This window comes from Lysinibacillus macroides (assembly GCF_001281525.1).
Classification (GTDB): domain Bacteria; phylum Bacillota; class Bacilli; order Bacillales_A; family Planococcaceae; genus Lysinibacillus; species Lysinibacillus macroides.
In genome coordinates this window covers 63,028-85,530 of record NZ_LGCI01000008.1, presented here as the reverse complement: position 1 = coordinate 85,530, position 22,503 = coordinate 63,028, and the positions used below count along the sequence as shown (strand labels likewise).

18 protein-coding genes, 1 pseudogene and 1 riboswitch are annotated in these 22,503 nt (G+C 38.0%); of the genes and pseudogenes, 8 read left to right on the top strand and 11 right to left on the bottom strand.

Features of this window, described 5'->3' with window-relative positions:
* Positions 1 to 4 precede the first annotated feature (4 nt).
* Positions 5 to 1,303, top strand: coding sequence for an ammonium transporter (locus ADM90_RS12540; protein WP_053995341.1), 1,299 nt, complete (start codon positions 5 to 7; stop codon positions 1,301 to 1,303).
* Positions 1,304 to 1,368: 65 nt separating this feature from the next.
* Here ADM90_RS12540 and ADM90_RS12535 read toward each other — a convergent pair whose 3' ends face one another.
* Positions 1,369 to 1,869, bottom strand: a complete 501-nt coding sequence (locus tag ADM90_RS12535) for a methylated-DNA--[protein]-cysteine S-methyltransferase (RefSeq protein ID WP_053995340.1) — start codon at positions 1,867 to 1,869, stop codon at positions 1,369 to 1,371.
* Between the two features lie 96 nt (positions 1,870 to 1,965).
* Here ADM90_RS12535 and ADM90_RS12530 point away from each other — a divergent pair, with 96 nt between their 5' ends.
* A complete protein-coding gene (locus ADM90_RS12530; protein WP_053995339.1) occupies positions 1,966 to 2,697 on the top strand; it encodes an ABC transporter ATP-binding protein in 732 nt (243 codons plus the stop codon).
* Positions 2,694 to 3,467, top strand: coding sequence for an ABC transporter permease (locus ADM90_RS12525; protein ID WP_053995338.1), 774 nt, complete (start codon positions 2,694 to 2,696; stop codon positions 3,465 to 3,467). Before ADM90_RS12530 ends, ADM90_RS12525 begins: the two co-directional genes overlap by 4 nt.
* Positions 3,468 to 3,803: 336 nt before the next feature.
* Here the strand turns inward: ADM90_RS12525 and ADM90_RS12520 are convergent.
* Positions 3,804 to 4,945, bottom strand: a protein-coding gene (locus tag ADM90_RS12520) for an IS3 family transposase (protein ID WP_152927953.1) whose coding sequence is annotated in 2 segments (ribosomal slippage) — positions 3,804 to 4,672 and positions 4,672 to 4,945 — 1,143 coding nt in all. Because the reading frame shifts where the segments join, the coding sequence is not laid out codon by codon here.
* Positions 4,946 to 5,699: 754 nt separating this feature from the next.
* Here ADM90_RS12520 and ADM90_RS12510 point away from each other — a divergent pair.
* From ADM90_RS12510 to ADM90_RS12490, 4 genes are all read left to right on the top strand, one after another.
* The gene (locus ADM90_RS12510) at positions 5,700 to 6,113 is read left to right on the top strand and encodes a hypothetical protein (RefSeq protein ID WP_053995337.1); all 414 of its coding nucleotides are present in this window, start codon (positions 5,700 to 5,702) and stop codon (positions 6,111 to 6,113) included.
* Positions 6,114 to 6,153: 40 nt separating this feature from the next.
* Positions 6,154 to 6,528, top strand: a complete 375-nt coding sequence (locus tag ADM90_RS12505; RefSeq protein WP_053995336.1) for a hypothetical protein — start codon at positions 6,154 to 6,156, stop codon at positions 6,526 to 6,528.
* Positions 6,529 to 6,675: 147 nt separating this feature from the next.
* Complete coding sequence (locus ADM90_RS12500; RefSeq protein WP_053995335.1) at positions 6,676 to 7,407, top strand: trypsin-like serine protease; 732 nt, start codon at positions 6,676 to 6,678, stop codon at positions 7,405 to 7,407.
* Positions 7,408 to 8,454: 1,047 nt separating this feature from the next.
* Positions 8,455 to 9,429, top strand: coding sequence for a proline dehydrogenase family protein (locus ADM90_RS12490; protein WP_053995334.1), 975 nt, complete (start codon positions 8,455 to 8,457; stop codon positions 9,427 to 9,429).
* Positions 9,430 to 9,480: 51 nt separating this feature from the next.
* Here ADM90_RS12490 and ADM90_RS12485 read toward each other — a convergent pair whose 3' ends face one another.
* The 3 genes from ADM90_RS12485 to desA all read right to left on the bottom strand — a co-directional run bounded on the left by ADM90_RS12485 (position 9,481) and on the right by desA (position 12,408).
* Positions 9,481 to 10,092, bottom strand: coding sequence for a response regulator transcription factor (locus ADM90_RS12485; protein WP_053995333.1), 612 nt, complete (start codon positions 10,090 to 10,092; stop codon positions 9,481 to 9,483).
* A gap of 16 nt (positions 10,093 to 10,108) precedes the next feature.
* Positions 10,109 to 11,257, bottom strand: coding sequence for a sensor histidine kinase (locus tag ADM90_RS12480; RefSeq protein ID WP_420704494.1), 1,149 nt, complete (start codon positions 11,255 to 11,257; stop codon positions 10,109 to 10,111).
* A 119-nt stretch (positions 11,258 to 11,376) separates the two neighbouring features.
* Positions 11,377 to 12,408: a Delta(5) desaturase DesA gene (gene desA, locus ADM90_RS12475; protein WP_053995332.1), complete on the bottom strand. Its 1,032-nt coding sequence runs from the start codon at positions 12,406 to 12,408 to the stop codon at positions 11,377 to 11,379.
* A 455-nt stretch (positions 12,409 to 12,863) separates the two neighbouring features.
* Here desA and ADM90_RS12470 point away from each other — a divergent pair, with 455 nt between their 5' ends.
* The gene (locus ADM90_RS12470; RefSeq protein ID WP_053995331.1) at positions 12,864 to 13,295 is read left to right on the top strand and encodes a hypothetical protein; all 432 of its coding nucleotides are present in this window, start codon (positions 12,864 to 12,866) and stop codon (positions 13,293 to 13,295) included.
* A gap of 274 nt (positions 13,296 to 13,569) precedes the next feature.
* On the opposite strand, the gene ADM90_RS12465 is transcribed toward ADM90_RS12470, so the two are convergent.
* The 6 genes and pseudogenes from ADM90_RS12465 to ADM90_RS12440 form a co-directional block, all read right to left on the bottom strand.
* Positions 13,570 to 14,070: a GNAT family N-acetyltransferase gene (locus tag ADM90_RS12465; RefSeq protein ID WP_053995330.1), complete on the bottom strand. Its 501-nt coding sequence runs from the start codon at positions 14,068 to 14,070 to the stop codon at positions 13,570 to 13,572.
* A gap of 72 nt (positions 14,071 to 14,142) precedes the next feature.
* Positions 14,143 to 17,574 (bottom strand): methionine synthase, encoded by a 3,432-nt coding sequence (gene metH, locus ADM90_RS12460; RefSeq protein ID WP_053995329.1) that lies wholly within the window; start codon positions 17,572 to 17,574, stop codon positions 14,143 to 14,145.
* On the bottom strand, positions 17,567 to 19,414 hold the full coding sequence (locus ADM90_RS12455; protein WP_053995328.1) for a bifunctional homocysteine S-methyltransferase/methylenetetrahydrofolate reductase: 1,848 nt from the start codon (positions 19,412 to 19,414) through the stop codon (positions 17,567 to 17,569). The genes metH and ADM90_RS12455 overlap by 8 nt, the downstream gene beginning before the upstream one ends.
* A 94-nt stretch (positions 19,415 to 19,508) precedes the next feature.
* Positions 19,509 to 19,608, bottom strand: a riboswitch (SAM riboswitch).
* Positions 19,609 to 19,706: 98 nt separating this feature from the next.
* Positions 19,707 to 21,101, bottom strand: coding sequence for a protoporphyrinogen oxidase (locus ADM90_RS12450; RefSeq protein WP_053995327.1), 1,395 nt, complete (start codon positions 21,099 to 21,101; stop codon positions 19,707 to 19,709).
* A gap of 385 nt (positions 21,102 to 21,486) precedes the next feature.
* Positions 21,487 to 21,975 (bottom strand): annotated as a pseudogene (locus tag ADM90_RS12445) (methyl-accepting chemotaxis protein); the annotation flags it as partial.
* An 18-nt stretch (positions 21,976 to 21,993) separates the two neighbouring features.
* On the bottom strand, positions 21,994 to 22,503 hold a 510-nt coding region (locus tag ADM90_RS12440), incomplete at its 5' end, for an IS630 family transposase (protein ID WP_152928024.1).

The following is a 22,503-nucleotide window of genomic DNA, read 5'->3' as shown; positions in this document are numbered from 1 at the left end:
TTCAATGGATGAGGTTTTGTTATCTGTTAATTTAGTTTGGGTGATGCTTGGGACGATTTTAGTATTCTTTATGCACGCAGGATTCGCTATGGTAGAGGCAGGTTTTACACGCTCAAAAAACGCAGTCAATATTATTATGAAAAATTTCCTTACCATTTCACTTGGGGGCATTATCTATTTCTTCTGTGGCTACGCAATTATGTTTGGGGACACAGCAGGTGGCATTATTGGCACAAGCGGCTTTGCATTAAAGGGTGTTGATGATCTTTCATTCTTTATCTTCCAAACAATGTTTGCGGCAACAGGTGCAACGATTTTATCTGGCGCAGTTGCAGAGCGTACTAATATCTTTGCTTATGTTGCTATTATTATACTTATGACTTTAGTAGTTTATCCTGTTGTTGGTCATTGGGTTTGGAGTGGTCAGGGCTGGTTAACAGACTTAGGCTTTGTGGATTTTGCTGGCTCAACGGTTGTGCACTTAACAGGCGCTATTGCAGCATTCGTTGCAGCCGTTATGATCGGACCACGACTTGGTAAATACGATAAAAATGGGCGTGTCAATGTTATTACAGGGCATAGTATTCCATTAGGCGCTTTAGGTGTATTCCTCCTCTGGTTTGGTTGGTTTGGCTTTAATGGCGCATCCACTTTAGCAGCTGATCCTGAGCTAGTGCCAAGCGTTATTGCTAATACATTTTTTGCTGCAGCAGCTGGTGTAGTTGCCACTGCCTTCTATACAAAGTTCCGCTACGGACATATTGATGGCTCTTTAACATTAAACGGCGCTTTAGCAGGACTTGTAGGGATTACAGCAGGGGCTGCCAATGTTAGCATTATTGGCGCTCTTGTGATCGGTATGATTGCTGCACCATTACTTGTGGAGGGTGTGCGTTTCCTTGAATGGAAATTAAAAGTAGATGATCCAGTAGGTGCAATTGCAGTTCATGGTATTTGTGGCATTTGGGGAACATTAGCTGTTGGTTTATTTGATATTGGCGGTCAAGGCTTATTTTATGGCGGTGGCTTCGCGTTACTAGGTGTGCAAGCAGTCGGTGTTATTGCTACTATTGCTTGGGTCAGTGTATCTGTCACAGCAGGTTTATTCATTATTAAAGTCTTTATTCCATTACGTGTAACAGTAGAGGAGGAAGTTGCGGGTCTCGATGTGATGGAACATGGAACACCAGCTTACGAATTCCAAGATATCTTTAAAAGCTCTGCTGTACGAGGAGAAACGTTCGCTCATCGTTTAACGCATTTTGGTAAAACACCAAACAATGTACATGAAGAGCACGTATAGTCAGTCATTAAATCTGCGCTGTCATCTCAGTGATGGCAGGCAGATTTTTTTTAGGCTTATAAGTTCTAAGCTCTCTCTAACTCTAATAAAAATTCCTTCATAGCAAGCCCACTTCGAAAGCCTGTTAACTGACCATTTTTACCAATCACACGATGGCATGGGATAATGGCTAATATTGGGTTTGCGCCAATTGCTCCACCTACAGCTCTTACTGCCTTTGGGTTCCCAATTCGTTGCGCAATATCTGCATACGATACAGTTGTGCCATATGGTAGTTCTCTCAATGCATCCCATATAGCTAATTGAAAGGGTGTCCCCTTCACATGGATAGGCACATCAAATTCAGTAAGCTCCCTTTTAAAATAGGCTGTTAACTGTTCTATATAGGGCCAGAGCTTTTCTTTATTTTTCTCAAAGCAATATCCTTTAAATGGCTTTCGTGCCCATACTTCAACCTCCTCAAACGGCATATTTGGTGTGCCAATATAGACAATGCCCTCGTCTGAAGCCACAATATACATATCTCCCTGCTCATATGTAAATTTATCAACATATAATACTGTCATTGCCTCTGCTCCTTATTTTTCTAATTTTCATCTGCATCTTTTACAGATTTCATGCTACAGTTAGTTTACTTAACTATTGCAAAGGGGTACCTATCCATGAATACGCTATACGAGCCTGCTATTCACTTTCAACAAGTTCATTTCTCAGTAAATGATAAAACGATATTAAAGTCAATTACAGGATCATTTCCAAAAGGGCAAATTACGACACTCGTCGGGCCTTCTGGTGCGGGTAAAACAACCCTATTGAAATTATGTAATGGCCTTCTTTCAGCAACACAAGGGCATATACGGATCGATCAGCAACCCATTTCTGCCTTTGAACCAACAGCCTTAAGAAGACATGTTGGCATTGCTCTGCAGGCTGCCCCTATGATTGCGGGTACTGTATGGGAAAACCTGGCCCTTCCTCGCACATTGCAAGGGAAAAAGCTCTCACAACAAGAAGCAACTCAATATTTAGAGGACGTTGGATTAGCTAAAAGCTTTTTGCATCAATCAATCGATGAATTATCAGGAGGACAGCGGCAAAAGGTCTCCATCGCAAGAACACTTATTAATCAGTCCTCCATTTTATTATTAGATGAAATTACATCCGCACTTGACCGTCAATCCGTCCAAGAAATTGAAAAGTTAATTGTCACTATTAATGAAAAATACAATGTCACAATGATTTGGATTACCCATAATTTACAGCAAGCATTAACAATCGGTCATTATACATGGGTGATGATGGATGGTGAGCTAATTGAGGCGGGCAGAAGCACCTTACTTAATGCACCCACAAACCCGCGTGTAGCAGAATTTATACAGGGGGCGAATCTATGACATACACAGCGTTATCATTAACACTAATTTTTGTCTGCATTCCCCTCCTACTATCTAAAACATTAAAGCTAGGGCTTGAAAAAGATACACTTATCGCAACAGTTCGCTCCATCGTCCAATTGCTTGCAGTGGGCTATATTTTAAAATTTGTCTTTAATGCAAATAGTTATAGCTATATTTTTCTGATGGTTGCATTAATGATTATTGTTGCGACATTAAATGCACGGAAAAAGGGAGCAGGTATCAAGGGCATAACATGGAAGATCGCACTTACCCTTGTTGCGATAGAAATTGTTACACAAGGCGTCTTGCTCGGCTTTCATATCGTGCCGGCAACTGCTCAATATATCATTCCTATTAGCGGTATGTTAATCGGCAATTCCATGGTATTATCTATTTTATTTTTAAATCGTTTTATAGCCGAAATCACCAGTCATAAGAATGAAATGGAGCTTATTTTATCATTGGGTGGAACACCAAAGCAGGCTATTCACCGTCAGTTGATTAGTGCTATAAAAGCTAGTATGATTCCTACCATTGAAAGTCAAAAAACAATCGGCTTAGTGCAGCTTCCAGGTATGATGAGCGGACAAATTATCGGTGGAGCTGATCCTATCCAAGCTGTACAGTTTCAGCTTTTAATTATCTTTGCACTGCTCACAACAGCAACCTTATCTAGTATCATGATTGGCTTTTTAAGCTATCCTGTGCTGTTTAATGAGCGCATGCAAATATTTAACACGACAAACACACGTGGGAACAAAATGTGAATATACAGTATCCTTAGTTCTTAAAAGGAAATGAACGAGTGATTCAATTATTTAAATTTAGTAACAGACAAACGCTAAACGAGAAAAGTCCAACAGAAAATGGGCATATTATATACGTATACAAAGACCGTTGAAAAGCACATAGATGTATCGAAAAACGTGAACCCTGGGAGCGTACAGATATCAATCGGCTTCCTCAAAAGTAAGGAATGGACAGGACTTAAACCATAACCATAACACATAATACGATGATCATAGACGGCAAAACAACGATAGAAAAAACTATTACTAAATAGGCACTGAATACTATTTTTGAGACAGTATGAAAACACCTTATTATACAGCCAGTTGACGGTATTGAACCGGCGACTGGTTGTTTAATTTCGTTTTAATCCGAATATTGTTATAATAGTAAATGTATTCTTCGACAATATTTATGACACACGCATTTGTTGTGCGATAAATATCATCGAGGTAGAACGTTTCAGACTTTAGCGAGGAGTGAAACGTTTCAATTGGGGAATTATCAGCGGGCGTGCCTTTACGAGACATGCTCATGGTCATTCCTTTTTCTTTGACTGCCTTCTGATATGCATAAGATGTGTAAACAGAACCCTGGTCGCTATGCAGGATACAGCCTTCTGGTAGATCGGGTAATTGATTTAGCGTATCTAAGACAAAGTCGGTATCTTGTGTAAAACCAATTGTAAACGCAATAACCTCGCCATTAAATAGGTCTAAGATACTTGAAAGGTACATCATAGATTGTCCAAAAGGCAAGTAAGTAATATCTGTTACGAGCCTTTCTAGCGGTTTTAATGCCGTAAAATCACGTGCTAATAAGTTAGGAACAATGTGAGCTGGTTGTCCCGTACGTTTACGTTTCTTTACCTTTACACGACATTGCCAGCCGTATTTTTGCATCACACGTTGCACCGTTTTCTCACTAATGTCAGTAAGTAATTCTGTGATTTTTCGATAGCCGTATCTGAATTTGTGTAACTTGCACAAGTCGCCAATTTGTTGGTCTCGAAGATCCTTTTGAGTGAATTTATTTTCATTGACCTTCCAGCGATAATACGACGAACGAGCTACACCTAAATGACGGCAGATTTCACCAATCGGCATCCTTTCTTTTAACTCCTCTACTAGCTCTACTACAACTTTTGGGACCACTTCCTCTCCAACTCTGCGTACTTTTTTAACACTTCAATTTGTTGCTTTAAATAACGATTCTCTGCTTGTAACTTAGCGGTTTCACTTTCATATTCAGGCCCTTTGCCAAATGTATATTGTTTTCCTACTGGCTGTTCAAGACGATGTAATTCGCCGTTCTTGTACCATTTCATCCATGTTTTTAACTGAGAATGGTTACGAATATTTAGCTCCTCTAGTACTTGTTTTACAGGAATGCCTGCTAATCTCATTTCAATTGCTTTCATTTTCACTTCCACTGGGTAACTCACTCTTGTCCCCATAGAAAAACACCTCCACATTGATTTGATAAGGTACAATACCCGTTTTTCAACGAAAGGTGTTTTTATTTGTCTCATTTTTTTAGGTCAGTGCCATATGAGGGGAAATCGCACGAGTGTTTCGAGGCTATTAGACGGTAGAAAGCTATCATTGGCATTTAATTATGACCTTTCGTGAAATACCTATCATGCACTGAAAAACAAACAGCTTTTTACTTAAATATCATCCGAAAAACAGCTTTACATGTATGAAAACTGGATGACACAGAAAAAGTTGAGACTACCGAAGAAACGATTTATGATTTGTGCCAACCCAACCAAACATTTAGAAAAGTTATTGGATTTATAAGGAATCCTGAAAAAAGATAACTACGAAACGAGACACTTATCAATGAACTACTAAAAAATTTATTAAGACACATATTCATGTGTTTGTTGTGCAATTAGACAAATAAAATATCGCCATTTAAACCTTTATATGGTATTATTATTTTACAAAAACCATAATCTGGGTATTATCTCCATGAAATAAAAGTGTCGTCTATTTTAGAAATGATAAAACTAGCAAGGCTATCTGTTTCTACTGTCATTAATAATTAAAAGTATATCAAGGAAGAAAAGAGAAAAGTGGTATTAAGATGCAAAAATTGAACTATCAACCTATTATTGTTACTAAACCACAAGTAAAAGTTATTGATGTTACTAGTTTTTATGGTTCATGTAGAGTCAAAGTAAGTAAAGGAATTGGAGGAGAATCATGAAGAAATTTTCACTTATGATTTTATCAATATCTATTTCGCTGTTTCTGATTAGTTGTAGCGAAGAAGGTCAGACAGAGGAAAGATTTCTGTTTGCAGGGGAGATTGACAAAATAATTGTGACTGGTAAAGGTGTCAACCGTGATTTAGGTACACGTACTATTGATAGTGATGCTGAAATTAATGTAATTAAAGAAGCTATGCAAGATGTTGCTGTATCTTCAAAATTCCGCACATTCGAAGAAGCCTTATTCGAACTTGAAGTCATATTTAAAGACGATTTAAAGGAAACTATTGATATATGGTACTATCCGTCAGCTAAAACAAGTGTTTTTTATACAGATAAAATCTACTATTCGATGAATGTTTCAAGAGTTCCAGCGTTAATTAAACTCTTCGAATCCTTTAAATGAATAGTGTAAGATAATAAAATTTAAAAAGGAGATGAGTTTTATGAAAAGATTATTTGCTTTAGTAATACCTCTTATTTGTTGTATTGTATTATTGAGTTTTGGTAATCGTGCTTTGGCTAATGAGCAATTAAATAATGCAGAGGAAATAAGTTATAAACAGGAGGCACAAAGGGAATTATTCGATACTTTGGTTAAAAAGTTAACTATGACACATATGAATATGAGTACAGAAGATTACGGTGATTTATTCTTTGATGAAAATGGAAAACTACATTTCAAATATAAAGAAAGTGTAGTTTCTTCCAATAAAATTTTACAACAGCTATTGGTCAACCTTCGGTCAAATGATATAGAAGTGGAGGCAGGCACATATACACATAAAGATTTACTCGAACAACAAGCGGCTGTCTATTAGGAAATAATAGACTACTATGGAGGAGAAGGCAATTTACCTACTATTTCTTTAGTATCAGATATTTTTGATGAGAAGGTAAAACTCTCATACAATTCTTTAGAGGAAGATTTAATAGCAGAACTAAAATCCAAGTATGGAGATATTTTAGTGTTTTCAAAAAAAGAATTTGAAATACTCGAACTTTACAAATCCCAAAAAGGGAATTGGACCAATTTGGGTGCAGGAATTGGTATTAATATTAATGGAGAGGGTTGTTCTGTTGCGGGAATAGCAAGTAAAAATGGAACTTATTTTTTAATAACTGCTTCTCATTGCTTTCATGGAACTGTAGCATCTAATGGAACTGGTACTCTTGTGAAACAATTTACTTATAATGTAGGTCGTCAACATGCCCAAGCAATGGGAGCAAACTTAGATTTTGGCTTAGTAAAAATAATGGATAATGCTTTAAGTGGAGGGCGATATGCTACTAATGGTATTAGAATATCAACAGATAATAGTACATTAGAAATTTTTGATAACAAACTAATAGCTGCTGACTCTACTAGTCCTGCATTTAGTCAAGTAGTATGTCGTGCGGGTATTATTACAACGAAACAATGCGGTAGAGTAATTCAAAAAGGAGCTATTACGAACAATTGGGCGGATGGGAAAACTAGAAAAGTTTCTATAGTAGTTCCTGATGACTCAAGTGGATTTGGTACAAATGGAGATAGTGGAGGACCTGTATATCGTCCAAATACAACTGGAAATACTTTAACTGGTGTACTTGTAGGTGGAAATGCTTCTTACACCTGTTTTACAGATATAATGGATGGGTTAAATTATTACAGTGCATCCTTGTATACAAGTAATTCGATTGTGAAGGTTGCAAATTAACAATAAGTAGTGGTAAATAGGACGTAAGCCAGAAATATAACAACAATATGGTCTTTCGATATGTATGACAAATAGCCGTGTATCCTTTGTTTTTGGATAGCGGCTATTTTGTATAGGTCGGTATGGTGCATTTCTGGGGTTTGCTGAATTGGAAGATTCAGTAACCCCATAGTAACTCCACTATGTATTATATATATCAATGATAAGTGCCAAATAATTTTTGTATTCGCAAAACGAAGTATACACGACAAACACAAGTGAGGAAAAATAGAAATATACAGTATATCCTCAGTTTTTAAAGGGAGCTGAATGAAATGAATGAGTGATTCAATTATTTAAATTTAGTAACAGACAAACACCAAACGAGAAAAGTCTAATATAAAATGAGCACAACACATGTGTATACAGAGATCGTGAAAAAAACGCATAGTTGTGTCCAAAAACGTGAATACTAGCAGCGCCCAGACACCAATTAGCTTCCTCAAAAGTAAAGTATGGACAGAACTTAAACTACGGCCATGACACATAATACGATGATCATAGGGCAAAACAACGATAGACACAAACTATCATTAAATGTGAAGGAAATCACACGAGCGATTCGAGGATATTAAATGGTGGAAAGCTATCATTGGCATTTAATTATGACCTTTCGTGAAGATACCCATCATGCACTGGAAAAACAAACAACTTTCTACTTAAATATCATCCGAAAATCAGCTTTACATGTATGAAAACTGGATGACACAGAAAAAGTTGAGACTACCGAAGAAACGATTTATGATTTGTGCCAACCCAACCAAACATTTAGAAAAGTTATTGGATTTATAAGGAATCCTGAAAAAAGATAACTACGAAATGAGATACTTATCAATGAATAGACAATTAAGTACCTCGTTTGGTAACCTTTTCTCAAAAAGCGAACCATCAAAAAATTTATTAGGACACATATTCATGTGTTTGTCGTGAAATACACTTAGTGCGAAATAATTATAGTTTTTAAAATTTATGCTATACTAAAAAGAAAATGCAGTTAGGAGAATGACCATGTTATTACGCGATTTTTTCATCCATTTATCTGAAAACCAACTATTAAATAGTGCTGCAAAGAAATACGGTCTAAAATTAGGTGCCCAAAGTGTAGTAGCTGGTACAAATGTTGAAGAAACAATTGCAAGCATTAAAGAACTGAATGCACACAATATTTCTTGTACAGTCGATAACCTAGGTGAATTTGTTTCAAGTAAAGAAGAAGCAACGAAGGCAAAAGAACAAATCCTTACTGTTATTGAAGCCATTCATGATAACGGTGTTGACGCCCATATTTCATTAAAGCCTTCTCAATTAGGCTTAGATATTGATGTTGATTTTTGCTATGACAACTTATATGAAATTGTAGAAAAAGCTGCTGCGTACGATATATTTGTTAACTTTGATATGGAAAATTATGATCGTCTTCAAGTATCCTTTGATATGGTAGAAGAGCTATCGAAAACATTTGATAATGTTGGAACAGTGATTCAATCATACTTTTACCGCGCAAAAGAAGATATTGAAAAGTTCAAGGACTATCGTCTACGTATTGTAAAAGGCGCTTATAAAGAGCCAATCGAGGTAGCCTATCAAGATAAATTAGATATTGACTTAAACTTTATTGAATTAATCGAATATCATTTGCTACATGGTAAGTTTACATCCATCGCAACACATGACCATAATATTATCGCCCATGTGAAACGCTTTGTAGCAGAGCATAATATTCCATTTGATAAATTTGAATTCCAAATGCTCTATGGTTTCCGTACAGAAATGCAAAAGGAGCTTGCTAAAGAAGGCTATAATTTCTGCGTCTATGTGCCATTTGGTGAGGATTGGTACGGCTACTTTATGCGCCGTCTAGCTGAACGTCCACAAAACCTTAATCTTGTAACAAAGCAAGTATTTACGAAAAAAACAAATACAGTGCTTGCAGTAGCAGCAGGTGCATTCGTGCTTGGACGTTTAACAAAACGTAAGAAATAAAGCCATGTAAAAAGAACCTTGCCGCATTTTTAGTGCGATAAGGTTCTTTGTTTATTTATTCCAGCCCTTTTCCTTAAAACGTGCAATAGCTTCAATACGATTGCCGACATTTAATTTTTCTAAAATTGTGGAAATATAGTTGCGCACCGTTCCCGCTGAAAGAAATAGCTCTGCCGCAATTTCCTTTGTCGTCTTGCCCTCTGCTACAAGTGTGAGCACCTGACTTTCACGCTCCGTTAAAGGATTTTCACTATCATCCTCATAAACAAAATCAACAAGCTCTGGTGCATAGATGCGCTTACCGTCCACGATCGTACGGATAGCACTTACTAACTCCTCAATAGGGCTATCTTTTAATAAATACCCCCGTACACTTGCTTTGCGGGCACGCTCAAAATAGCCAGGTCTTGCAAATGTTGTTAAGATAATCACCTTACATGTAGAGCTAGCATTATGCAATGCCTCTGCAGCATCTAAGCCCGTTTTCACTGGCATTTCAATATCCATAATACAAATATCAGGCTGATGCTCTTCCACAAGCATTAATGCTTCCTCACCATTTTTTGCTAAGCCAACGACCTCCATATCTTCCTCCATACTCAATAAAGAGCGAAGAGCGCCTAATAGCATCCCTTGATCTTCAGCAATCACAATTCGTATCATGTCATCAGCCTCATTTCTATGTGTTCTTTAGATTTTCTTGGACATTTTGATGCGTAATCGTTACTGGAATGATGACTGTTAAGGTCGTTCCTTCATCACTTTCAATTTTAAAGGAACCATTGATAAACTCTAAACGTTCTTGCATTCCCTTTAAGCCATTACCAGTTTTCCACGCTTGCTTTTTCTTAATGCCTTGTCCGTTATCTCGAACAATTAAGTAAACCTCTTTAAAATTTTGATGGAAAGCAATTTCACACTTAGTAGCACCACTATGTTTCACAACATTATTAACAGCTTCTTTTAAGCACATGGATAAAACATTTTCGACAAGCGGTGGCACATGTAATGCATGTTTATCGCCTTCAAACACAAATTCCATTTCCGCAGCCTTTAATATTTGAGATATCCGCATTAGTTCATCCTCAAATTTCGCTGTCCGCATATCTGACACTAATTCACGAACCTCTTTTAAGGCAATGCTAGCCGTTTGACGTATATCTTTAATTTCTATTAAAGCTTGCTGTGGGTCACGTGCAATCAGTCTGGATGCTAGATCGCTTTTCAAGCCAATCATGGACAATTTTTGCCCTAATGTATCATGAAGGTCACGTGCAATACGCTGTCGCTCCTCAAAAACAATTAACTCCGCAATACGTTCATTAGCTGTTTCTAGCTGTCCCTCTAAGTTTTCACGCTTATTTTTTGAATAAATGGTCAATGGCAGTAAAACAACTGCTAAAATTGTTAACACAACAAATGGTAACTGGGATAAAAATAATTGCAATTCAATAAAAAAGCCAACACCTGTTGAAATAACTGTAAAGCCAATATGCAAGCCGTACATAATATAAAAGCCAACAGGGCGTCGTATATTGCCGATAAAAAAGGCTGTAAAAATAGATAAATATACATAGCCATATAAAATGGTCATCATGATGTTAATAACCATTTCAAAGCTGATCCACATATACACTAAACCGCTTTTCGCATTCACAGAAAATCGATAGAAAATAAAATAAACCATCAAAAAAGTAATACCGATAGATATTTCTATATAGGATGATTTCCGAAAAATAAAGAAAAACGGAAGGAAACAAAAAATAACCCATAAATATATACTGAGCATTGGATTATTTGGAATAATACTATGCCATTTTCTCAACATAATCTCACGCTCTTTCCTACTTTTCCCTTATTATAACAAGAAAATTAAATTTATGCTGATTACGCCTCAAGTAAGCATTTAAAACAGCCATCTCCCTTAAAAGAGATGGCTGTCCTCGACTAAGCAGCAATACTGCCTTTTTCTTTGCGTCTTATAATGTCATTCACTTCTTTAAACGTTACAAATTTACCCTGCTCTTCATCATATAGCTTATAACGTATGGACTCCAAGCTTGTACGTAAAGTAATGGTTGTCGCCATGTGTAATGGTGGTGTTTCATTATGTGCTTTTTCAAGATTATAGTTAGGTACACGAGGAGCTAAGTGATGCACATGATGGAAACCAATATTCCCTGTCACCCATTGCAAAATTTTTGGCAATTTATAATATGAACTACCCTCAACGGCAGCCTTCACGTAGTCCCACTCTGAGTCATGCTCGAAATAAGAATCTTCATATGTGTGCTGGATATAAAATAACCAAATACCTAGAGAACCAGCAACAAATAACGTAACTCCTTGCACTAATAAAAATGCCTGCCAGCCCATAAAGAAAATTAAAGCAGCACAAACCCCTAAGATAACAATATTTGTTAAAATCGTATTCAAACGTTCCTTCTTTTTCGCATCTTTACGGTTAAAGCGATTTAAAATAAGCACCATATATAAAGGTCCCAGCCCAAACATCACAAACGGATTTCGGTAAAAGCGATACCATAAGCGCTGCCCTTTAGAAGCTTGCATATATTCTTCCACTGTCATCATATCAATATCACCGATACCACGCTTATCTAAGTTCGAGCTTGTTGCATGGTGTATTGTATGTTCACGTTTCCATTTTTCATAGGGGAATGATGTTAACACGCCTGTAAAAAATCCAACCCAGTCGTTTGCCTTTTTACTTTTGAAAAATGAGCCGTGTGTACAATCGTGAAAGATAATAAATGTTCGTACAACAAAGCCTGCTGAAATAATGCTTAAGCCTGCTGTTAGCCATGGTGAAACATCTACTAATAAATAGCCAGCTACCCATAATGCAAGTAACGGTACAATGGTGTTAATCATTTGAAATACACTTTTACCTGTATCTGATTTGGCAAATGGCGCTACATCTTGACGTAATTTTTTTGTTTTTTCTTTATCTGTTGCCATCCTTTACTCCCTCGTTTCTTTTTTTCCTTATGACCTCATCATAAAACAAGCGCCTAATTCATAACAGACGCAAACATCATAAAAAGGATATGACAAATGTCATATCCTTTTTATGATGTTTGTTAATCACTATTTCGTTTAGTTAGCAAGATGTTTCCTGAGTGAGATAATACTGTTGGCTGGTAAGGCAATCTTAGCATCAATCTATCCTTTCTGAATCATATTAATGATAGCCAACTCTTTCGCGCTCTTTTTCTAAAGCAGCCCTGGACTTTTTTATTCCATCTTCAGTGATGCCAAAAAATGATTTGGTAGTGTCGATGGTGAACACATAAGTATTCGCTATCCACATTGCAGATAAACGATTATCTCCTTTAAAATAAATTCTAGTACCATGTAAATTTTGAAATAAAAACAATATAAACAATCAGTTATAAGGAAGAGGTAAATATAAAATGCGAAAAATAGTAGTTTGTTCGATTTTCATAATTGTTCTTCTTGCTGCCTGTTCAAATGGGAGTAAAAATAACGCAACTCAGGAAATCGACATTACTAAGAGATTTTTGGAGGAACATGCAGAAATAGGCTTAACTTATAATGAAGTAAGAAAAAGATTTGGAGCAGAGAAACTGGCTGATGTAGTTGATAATACGGAAACATGGCTATACGATTCAACTCAAAACAATGATTTTGAATATAATCGAAGTTTGGAAGGCGTGGCTTTTGAAGAAATTAAAGAGGGGAATCTTGAATATCAGCTATATATTAACTTCATGGATAAAAAAACCTTCATGTATTCTTATTTTTATTTAGGAAAAGACGGGAAAGTATGGCAATATCAAATAACGTCTAACGGTGAACCGCAAAATAATCCCGTAAGCAACTAAGGCACAAACAAAGTGTTTATGTTTTGCAGTATTAATCCCTATGATAAGTATTTTTCAGCAACCTGATTAATTTTTTGGTTCATCTTAAAATTCATAAGATAAGTTTTCTCTATAGATGTGCGAATCCATGGAATAGAAGTGGAAACATGGATGCATTGGTATAACAGAAGTTAAATCTTCTAAATCCTCAATAAACCCTGCACTCCTCTTTTTCCACCTTCTCATCCCTTTAACACAATTGAACCATCTAGTGTGAGACTAGATGGTTCATTTTCTATAACTTCGGTCCTTTTAACATCAATTGATAAAATACAAGATCCAGCCATTCATCAAATTTATAGCCTGCCTGCTTGATTGTACCTGCATATTCAAAGCCTAATTTTTCATGTGCCCTCATGCTAGCAATATTTTCGCCATCAATACCAGCGATTAGTGTTTTCACACCCTGCTCCTCCGCAATGGCGATTAGCTTATGCATTAGCTTTGTCGCAATGCCCTTTTGATAATGCTCCTTGTGCACATAGACAGAATGCTCCATTGTATATTGATAGCCTGGATATGGACGGAACTGGCTATAGGTTGCAAAGCCAGCTACCATACCATTGTCCTCAAAGACAAGCAATGGATTTTTCGCTGCCTGTTGCTCTTTAAACCATTTTACTTTTTCCGCTAATGTTTGAATGTCATAACGATAAACCGCCTTGCTTGTTAAAATAATATCGTTATAAATAGCCAATACCTCAGGCACATCTTTTTCTTCCATCATGCGAATCATCCAGCTCATCTCCTTTTTCTTACAAAATGACCCTCCATAAAAAAGAGGGTCATGTTTATTATAGTTTACGTTTTATACATTAAAGTAGCGAGCATCAGGATGAGCAAAGACAATGGCTGATACAGATGCCTCTGGCTCCATCATAAAGCCTTCAGTTAAATGAACGCCAATATCCTCAGGCTTTAGCAGACCAAATAACTTCTCTTGGTCCTCTAAGTTTGGACATGCAGGATAGCCAAATGAAAAACGTTGCCCTTGATATTTTGCAGCAAAACGGTCACGCATTGTGAAATCCGTTGCATCAGGGAAGCCCCATTGATCGCGAATTTCCTGATGCATACGCTCCGCAAAGCCCTCTGCTAGCTCTAGTGCAGTTGATTGTAGAGCATGGCTTTCAAGGAATTTCCCATCATCTTTTAACTGACGAGCCTGTGCCATAACCCCTTGTCCAGCCGTTACTACCATTAAAGCAATATAGTCCATCTCACCACTATCAACCGTTTTTAAGAAATCAGCAAGGCATAAAAAAGGTTCTACTTGCTGGCGTGGGAACGTAAAGCGTTCAATTTCTGTTTTGCTATCAGCAGGGTCATAAACAATCACATGCTCCCCATCTGCCTGTGCAGGGAAAAATTGATATAAACCTGATGGCTTTAACAAATCGCTTCTTAAATAATCATCCACTAAATCTTTCAACTCTGTAGCCCTTGCATCTCCAGCCTCAAGCAGTTGCTGCACCTGCCCCTTTAAACCTAGATGGTGCCCTAGCAATGTACGCATATTCACATACGGATATAAATGTGAAACAGCATAGTCCTTTTTCACATGGCGGCGTAAATCAGCAGGTACAAATACTGTCGCTTCCTTTACCGTACGTGCAGGCTTAACTAATACCTCTTTAGCAGGACGAGCAGCACGTTTGGCATCTGCCTCGATACGCTTCTGGCGAGATTCCTCGATTTCTGCTAAAAAGTTTGCACGTGCGTCCTTATCCATTAAGCGATTGGCTTGCTCTAATCCTTGCATCGCATCCTTCGCATAAATAACAGGGCCATTATACTCATCTGCAATTTTTGTTTCTGTAAAGCGTCGTGATAATGCTGCACCACCAACCAAAATTGGTACATTAATCCCCGCTTCTTTAAAATCTTGAGCAGTAATCACCATCTGCTGTGCTGATTTCACAAGCAAGCCTGATAAGCCGATAAAATCTGGCTTTTCCTTACGAATCGCTTCAATCAATTGCGCAGGCGTTACCTTAATACCTAAATCAACAACCTTATAGCCATTATTACTTAAAATAATATCAACAAGGTTTTTCCCAATATCGTGTACATCACCTTTTACAGTAGCGAGCACCATTTTACCTTTACCAGCGCTCTCATCATTTTTTTCCATAAATTGCTCTAAATAAGCAACCGCCGCCTTCATGACACCAGCTGATTGTAAAACCTCCGCTACAATTAGCTGATTATCATTAAATAAACGACCTACCTCAGCCATACCATCCATTAAAGGTCCATTAATAATAGCCAGCGGTGACTCAAAGATTTCACGAGCAGCCTCTAAATCCTCAATAAGCCCCTCTTTTGTACCTTCCAATATATAGTAAGCTAAACGACCTTCAACCGTTTTAGGAATATCCGCTTCCGTTTTTTCTTTCTTTTTATCACGATAGAAATCAGTAAATACGGCTAATGTTTCATCATTTGTATTAAATAATAAATCATTTGCTAGCTTAATTTCCTCTTCTGGAATAGACGCATAACGCTCTAGCTTTTCCGTATTCACAATAGCATAATCTAAGCCTGCCTGTGTACAGTGGTAAAGATAGACGGCATTAAGCACTTCACGGCCAACAGGTGGTAAGCCAAATGAAATATTACTGACGCCAAGTACCGTTAATGTGCGCGGCAATTTTTCTTTAATGAGACGAATACCTTCAACTGTTTCTAAGGCGGAGCCAATATATTGCTCGTCCCCTGTGCCTACCGGGAACATTAATGGATCAAAAATAATATCCTCTGGCGCAAGTCCCCATTTTTCGGTTAATAGCTTATAAGAACGTTCAGCAATTTCAAGCTTACGATAACGGTCAACAGCCATTCCCTGCTCATCAATTGTACCAACGACTAATGAGGCACCATATTTTTTCACAAGCGGCATGACCGCATCAAAGCGCTCTTCCCCATCCTCTAAGTTAATCGAGTTAATAATCGCTTTACCTTGTGAAAATTTCAGCGCTTCCTCAATTACCTTTTCATCCGTTGAATCAATTACAAGAGGAACCTTAACCTTTTTCACAACCTCCTGCATAAAGCCACGCATATCTGCTAACTCATCACGGTCAGGATTCGCTAAACAAATATCAATAACATGTGCACCATTTTTCACCTGTGCACGTGCGATTTCTGCTGCCTCCTCAAATTTGCCATCAATAATTAAATTTTTAAATTTACGAGAGCCAATTACATTTGTTCGCTCCCCAATAAATAATGGACGCATTGAATCGTCATATAATAATGGCTCAATACCTGAAACGGCATGACCATGTGTTGCTTCAGGTAATGGACGTGGCTTTTCATCCTTTAATACCTCACGAATAGCCGCAATATGAGCGGGCGTTGTACCACAGCAGCCCCCCACAATATTAAGCCAGCCTTTCTCCGCAAAGCCTTTTAGTTTTTGTGATAGAGATTCTGGCGACTCATGATAACAGCCTTCCTCATCAGGTAATCCTGCATTTGGATAACAGCTAATATAGCCTGTGGACAGCTCTGCCAATGAACGAATATGATCCGTCATAAACTCTGGTCCTGTTGCACAGTTTAAGCCCACCGATAATGGCTGAATATGCTCAATAGAAATATAAAAAGCATCAATGGTTTGCCCTGCAAGTGTCGTCCCCATTGGCTCAATAGTTCCTGAAATCATTACAGGTAGCTTTTTGCCAGTTACCTCAAAGGCACGTGCTACACCAAGTGTTCCTGCCTTTACATTTAACATATCCTGACTTGTTTCCAGTAACAATACATCTGCGCCTGCCTCAATTAATGCCTTTGCCTGCACATAGAAATTTTCCTCAAGCTCATCAAAGGTAATACCACCTGTGACGGACAATGTTTTTGTTGTTGGACCCATAGCCCCTGCCACAAAACGCGGCCAATCAGAAGTGGAAAAGCTTTCTACTGCTTGACGAGCAATTTCCACTGCACGTTTATTGATTTCTTCTGCTTTCGCACCAAGATCATACTCGTTTAATACAAGTGGCGTGCCCCCAAATGTATTGGTACAAATAATATCTGCGCCTGCCTCTAAATATTTGCGATGAACCTTCTCAATAACATCTGGTCTTGTAAGTACAAGATTTTCGTTACAGCCATCAAGCTCCTCGCCACCAAAATCCTCCGCTGTTAGGTTTTCATTTTGTAGCATTGTACCCATTGCGCCATCAAGGATTAAAATCCGTTTCTCTAGTTGCTCTTCAATCAAGTGCTTAGCCATCTATGCTTACTCCTTTTTTCTGTTCGTCCAATTGTTCAATATATTTCATTAACTCTAATGTCACATCATAGCGTAAAAACGGTGTAATAAGGTAAATACCATTGAAATATTGCGTAGCTACTTCTACTAATTCCTTCGCAATGGCAATACCCTCTCGTGTTGCACGTTCCTTATCATCGCCACAAGTCTTCATTCTTGTTAGTGCATCCTCTGATAATTTTATACCTGGCACCTCGTGATGTAAAAACTCTGCACTTTTATAGCTTGTCACTGGCATAATTCCGATATAAATTGGTGCCTGTAAATGCTTTGTCGCCTCATAAATTTCGACAATTTTTTCCTTTGTATAAACAGGCTGTGAAATAAAATAGTCTGCACCATGTTCAATTTTCTTCTCTAGGCGAGCCACAGCACGATCTAGCACGCGCACATTTGGGTTAAAGGCAGCGGCAACTGAAAAATTCGCTTTTTTACGCAGCGGTTTCCCCGAGAATGAAACTCCTTCATTTAACTGCTTGATTAATTGTATTAACTCCATAGAAGATACATCATAAACACTTGTTGCCCCCGGGAAATCGCCTACCTTTGTAGGGTCACCCGTCACAGCTAACACATCATGAATCCCCAAAGCATTCAGCCCCATTAAATGCGACTGAAGACCAATTAGATTACGATCACGACATGTAATATGTGTAAGGGGACGCACACCATATGTTTCCTTGAGTAAAGCCCCCATCGCAATATTACTAATACGTGGAGAGGCTAGTGAATTGTCTGCCATCATCACAACATCAGCACCTGCATTGTATAATTGCTTGGCTCCCTCAATAAACCCATCAATTTCTAAATGTCTAGGTGTATCTAACTCTACAATAACAGAGCGTTCACGCTTAACCTTTTCATAAAGAGATTCATACTTCGCTGGCTCTGCTTCACGAACAATCTCGATTTTTGTTGGCTTTGCATGCTTCTCACTAACGGGTGATAGCTCTTCTAAATATTTCTTCGCAGCAGCAATATGCTTGGGCGTTGTGCCACAGCAGCCTCCGATTAAACGGACACCTTGGTCACGTAATGCGACAGCCGCTCGACCAAAATAATCAGCCTCCGATTCATAAACAACACGTCCATCCTCAAGGTCAAGGAGAGAGGCATTTGGGTAAGCTGACATAAATGCCTTTTCAGGAAGCTCTACACCTTCAAATGCTTGTATGGTATGATGCGGGCCTAGGCGACAGTTCACGCCCACAATATCAGCGCCTAGTGTCTCTAACTTATGCAATGCCTCGTTTAAAGAAATACCGTTTTGCAAAACACCAGGCTCATGCATTGATACCTGTGCAATAATCGGTACATCTGTTTTTGCTCGCAGCATCGTTAATGTCGCTGTTAATTCTTCAAAATCATAATAGGTTTCAAGTAAAAGGCCATCTGGATTCCCTGCTAGTAACACAGTCGCTTGCTCTTGGGCAGCAGCTAATATTTCCTCTAATGTAGCATCACTTTTACGAATGCCACGAATACCACCGATTGTCCCTAATACAAACTGTCCACCATCTGCTGCTGCACGCTTTGCGATGGTGATCGCTGCTTCATTAAATTGCTGAACACGGGACTCTAGTCCATAACGAGCTAATTTAATGGCATTTGCGCCATATGTATTCGTTTGAATCACATCAGCACCTGCTGCAATATATTCCCTATGAATCTTTTCAATTAACTCAGGTTTCTGCACATTCATTTCCTCATGGCAATATTCCAAACCATAGCCATAAAGCACTGTCCCTATTGCACCATCTGCTGTCAATACATGTGTTTTTAATCTCTCAAGCAATCCCATAAAATAGCCTCTCTTCCTTCCTGTCTCTATACATAATAATAAAAAGCCCTCTTTCATAAAAAAGAAGGCTTTAACGATTTGTCAATGTTGTTCCTTCTCATCTTCGACTCAATAGTCTTCTGGATTTAGCACCTGACATAAAGTTGGTTGCTGAAGCTTCATTGGGCCAGTCCCTCAGCTTCTCTCGATAAGAATTAAGTATGAATTTTTATATAATTAAAAGAATCATATCGTTTACAGGCGAATGAGTCAAGACTATTTCACGCAACAAAGGAATTTTTCACTTAAAGTCTTAGAAATCGACTAATTTTTCTGCAAGCTCCACACCGATTTTTTTGCCGTTTTGAATACAAGCACCAATCCCTACACCAAAATAAGAACAGCCTGCAATTGATAAATTTGGATAGCCCTTATCTAATTCCTGTAGCAGCCCCTGTAATGCTTCACGATGTGCCAAGTCATATTTAGGCATTTGATCAATCCATTTTGTCACATTGACAACAGTAGGTTTGTCCTCTATACCTAGGCTTTTTCGAACATCCGCTAAGGCAACAGCCGCCAATTCCTCATCTGTCATTGCACGTAACTGCTCATACGCTGGATTAATACTTTTATAAAAGAGTCGCACAAGTAATTTGCTATCTTTCGATGTATGCTTCCACTTACGGCTTGTCCAAGTTGCTGCATTACAGACAACATCAGAGTTATGTGACACAATATAACCCGTTCCATCTGCTGGTAATCGAGCGTCTGGTACATCAAAGCCTAAATAAATTGTAATTGCTGAGGCTGTTGTAAATTGATCAAAATAATGATCCAAAGCCGTATCCTGTAAGACACCTTGGACAGCTTCGTTTGGCAGTGCTAAAACAGCATAATCTGCTACAATGCTTGTATTATTTGCTAAAGAAATCATATAGTGCTTTTCTTGCTTTTTAACACTGATCGTTGCAACACCCTTAATAATTTCCACATCCGTTAATGTTTGTTCTAATCGATTAATAAAGGAAGACAAACCATTTTGAAATGATATAAACTTCTTATTTGCTGCCTGTGTAAATTGTTCACGATTTGCATCAAAGCCTTTGATAATACTGCCGTAATTATTTTTATAATCAATTAAATACGGTAAGGTAGAGGCAATTGAAAGCTGATATAAGTCTCCAGAATAAACACCAGCCAGCACTGGAGCAATTTGATTTTGCACAAGCTCCTTCCCTAAATAATAGGTTAAAAACTCGCCAATTGAGCTTTCTTTTGTAAATCCTTTATTTGGTAATACTAAGTCTTTTAATGCTTCTTGTTTACCCTGCTCCGAAATAAGCGTACTTTGCTCAAGAGATGCAACGCTCATTGGTATACCAAATGTAGAATCTATAGGAATCGCATGAAGCTCATTATTTGTATAAATATAGGAAGTGCCTGTTTCGTTGTAAACTAGTTGCTCTGCAAAGTCCAGCTCCTGCACAAGCTCCATTACACCTTGATGACGAGCGACAATGGAATCAGCGCCTGTTTCCATAATAAAGCCTTGCTCATAGGTTGAATGTAATTTACCACCTAAATATGTATTTTTCTCTACAAGCACTAATCGTACATCTATATTTTTTTCCTTGACCTGACGTTGCAAATAATGCATTGTACATAAACCTGTCATGCCGCCACCTAATACAACAACTGTTTTCATCATAAACCGCCCCTATTTTTAGTTCTTCCTCTCTACAGTATAAACCTTTTTTAGTGAAAATTACGCTCAACCCTTTACAAAATTAGCAAAAGAGATATGTTTCAAATGATTTCAAAACATACCTCTTTCTGTTGCGAAAGCGAAGCGACAGCAACAAAACGATTTTCTGGGCGAAAGCGTAGTGCAACGCAGCGATAGCACAAAACAGTTTCCTGCACAACAGCACAGCGTCAATTAAAAAACCGATTGGTGAAATTAACAATCATTCGTAATGAGGAAAACCCTACTGATTGAAGGTCCACTGTATAGCCCTCCCTAATCTCCATTCGCGTATTTCCGAGATAGGTAAGATTTCTATAGCGCTTAAGTATTCAATATACATTGTTTAATCATTTAAGTTTTGTGCAAAGCTCGCTAATTTTTCTGCTGAATTGGCGACCTCACTAAAAGAACTACCTAGCTCATTTAAGATTTCTACGATGGCTTGTATTTTTTGCACTATGCAATCATTTTGACCCTTTGCTTCTGTCATCGCTCCTAGTATATTCGTAAATTGGCCCTCCGTCTGTGACATATTTTCCTCACCAGATGCAACCTCATCTTGAATATTTGTCAGTGAGTCTTCTAGTTTCTCCATTCGTTCACTTGTTTTTTGTAGTAACAATGCAACAGCTGTAACTGAATCCTTTGTTTGAATAGATAATTTTCGAACTTCATCAGCCACTACACTAAAGCCCTTACCCGCTTCTCCAGCGCGAGCCGCTTCAATAGCAGCATTCAAAGCTAATAGATTCGTTTGATTCGCAATATTGGTCACTACGCTCATAATCGATTCCATTTCCTTTGACATACCCGCTAAATGTTCTATATTTTCCTCTATATAGATTGAACTTTAGAACCTAACACAAAGTCGGTCGATTATACCTTGTGTATCTTCACTTTGACAACGGATAAATTCACGAACAGCGAGTTTGATTTGCGATGTACTTGAAAAAAAGACATTATGAATGACGCTGTCTTTCAACCATTTCCATAGCCCCTCAATTAAATTCAATTGCGGGCTGTAAGGTGGTAAAAACACCAGTTGTAATCGATTTTGATGCAGCTTTAAAAAAGGCTGAATGAGCTTCGCATGATGAATGCGAGCGTTATCGAGGATCATGACAATTTTTCCATTTGGGTAATGAGCAATGACTTTTTCTAAGAAACGCAGGAAGACTTCTGCATCGTATTTCTCTTCTTCGACGCAGAAGATTTCACCTGTTTCATAATTTAACGTACCGATTAATTTCACGCCTTGATGCTTACCGTATGTGGGGATTTGACGCTGTTTCCCTTTTGGAAACCATGACTTTTGAATGGCTTGGTAGTCACGAATCATGGACTCATCTTGAAAGAGAAG

What these genes read in the sequence shown, in the direction of transcription:
- ADM90_RS12505 (WP_053995336.1), top strand. Translation starts at nt 6,154, where the DNA reads ATGAAAAGATTATTTGCTTTAGTAATACCTCTTATTTGTTGTATTGTA.
- ADM90_RS12540 (WP_053995341.1), top strand. Translation starts at nt 5, where the DNA reads ATGGATGAGGTTTTGTTATCTGTTAATTTAGTTTGGGTGATGCTTGGG.
- ADM90_RS12450 (WP_053995327.1), bottom strand. Translation starts at nt 21,101, where the DNA reads ATGAAAACAGTTGTTGTATTAGGTGGCGGCATGACAGGTTTATGTACA.
- ADM90_RS12465 (WP_053995330.1), bottom strand. Translation starts at nt 14,070, where the DNA reads ATGATTCGCATGATGGAAGAAAAAGATGTGCCTGAGGTATTGGCTATT.
- ADM90_RS12490 (WP_053995334.1), top strand. Translation starts at nt 8,455, where the DNA reads ATGTTATTACGCGATTTTTTCATCCATTTATCTGAAAACCAACTATTA.
- ADM90_RS12530 (WP_053995339.1), top strand. Translation starts at nt 1,966, where the DNA reads ATGAATACGCTATACGAGCCTGCTATTCACTTTCAACAAGTTCATTTC.
- desA (WP_053995332.1), bottom strand. Translation starts at nt 12,408, where the DNA reads ATGGCAACAGATAAAGAAAAAACAAAAAAATTACGTCAAGATGTAGCG.
- ADM90_RS12455 (WP_053995328.1), bottom strand. Translation starts at nt 19,414, where the DNA reads ATGGGATTGCTTGAGAGATTAAAAACACATGTATTGACAGCAGATGGT.
- ADM90_RS12535 (WP_053995340.1), bottom strand. Translation starts at nt 1,869, where the DNA reads ATGACAGTATTATATGTTGATAAATTTACATATGAGCAGGGAGATATG.
- ADM90_RS12525 (WP_053995338.1), top strand. Translation starts at nt 2,694, where the DNA reads ATGACATACACAGCGTTATCATTAACACTAATTTTTGTCTGCATTCCC.
- ADM90_RS12510 (WP_053995337.1), top strand. Translation starts at nt 5,700, where the DNA reads ATGAAGAAATTTTCACTTATGATTTTATCAATATCTATTTCGCTGTTT.
- ADM90_RS12480 (WP_420704494.1), bottom strand. Translation starts at nt 11,257, where the DNA reads ATGTTGAGAAAATGGCATAGTATTATTCCAAATAATCCAATGCTCAGT.
- ADM90_RS12485 (WP_053995333.1), bottom strand. Translation starts at nt 10,092, where the DNA reads ATGATACGAATTGTGATTGCTGAAGATCAAGGGATGCTATTAGGCGCT.
- ADM90_RS12470 (WP_053995331.1), top strand. Translation starts at nt 12,864, where the DNA reads ATGCGAAAAATAGTAGTTTGTTCGATTTTCATAATTGTTCTTCTTGCT.
- metH (WP_053995329.1), bottom strand. Translation starts at nt 17,574, where the DNA reads ATGGCTAAGCACTTGATTGAAGAGCAACTAGAGAAACGGATTTTAATC.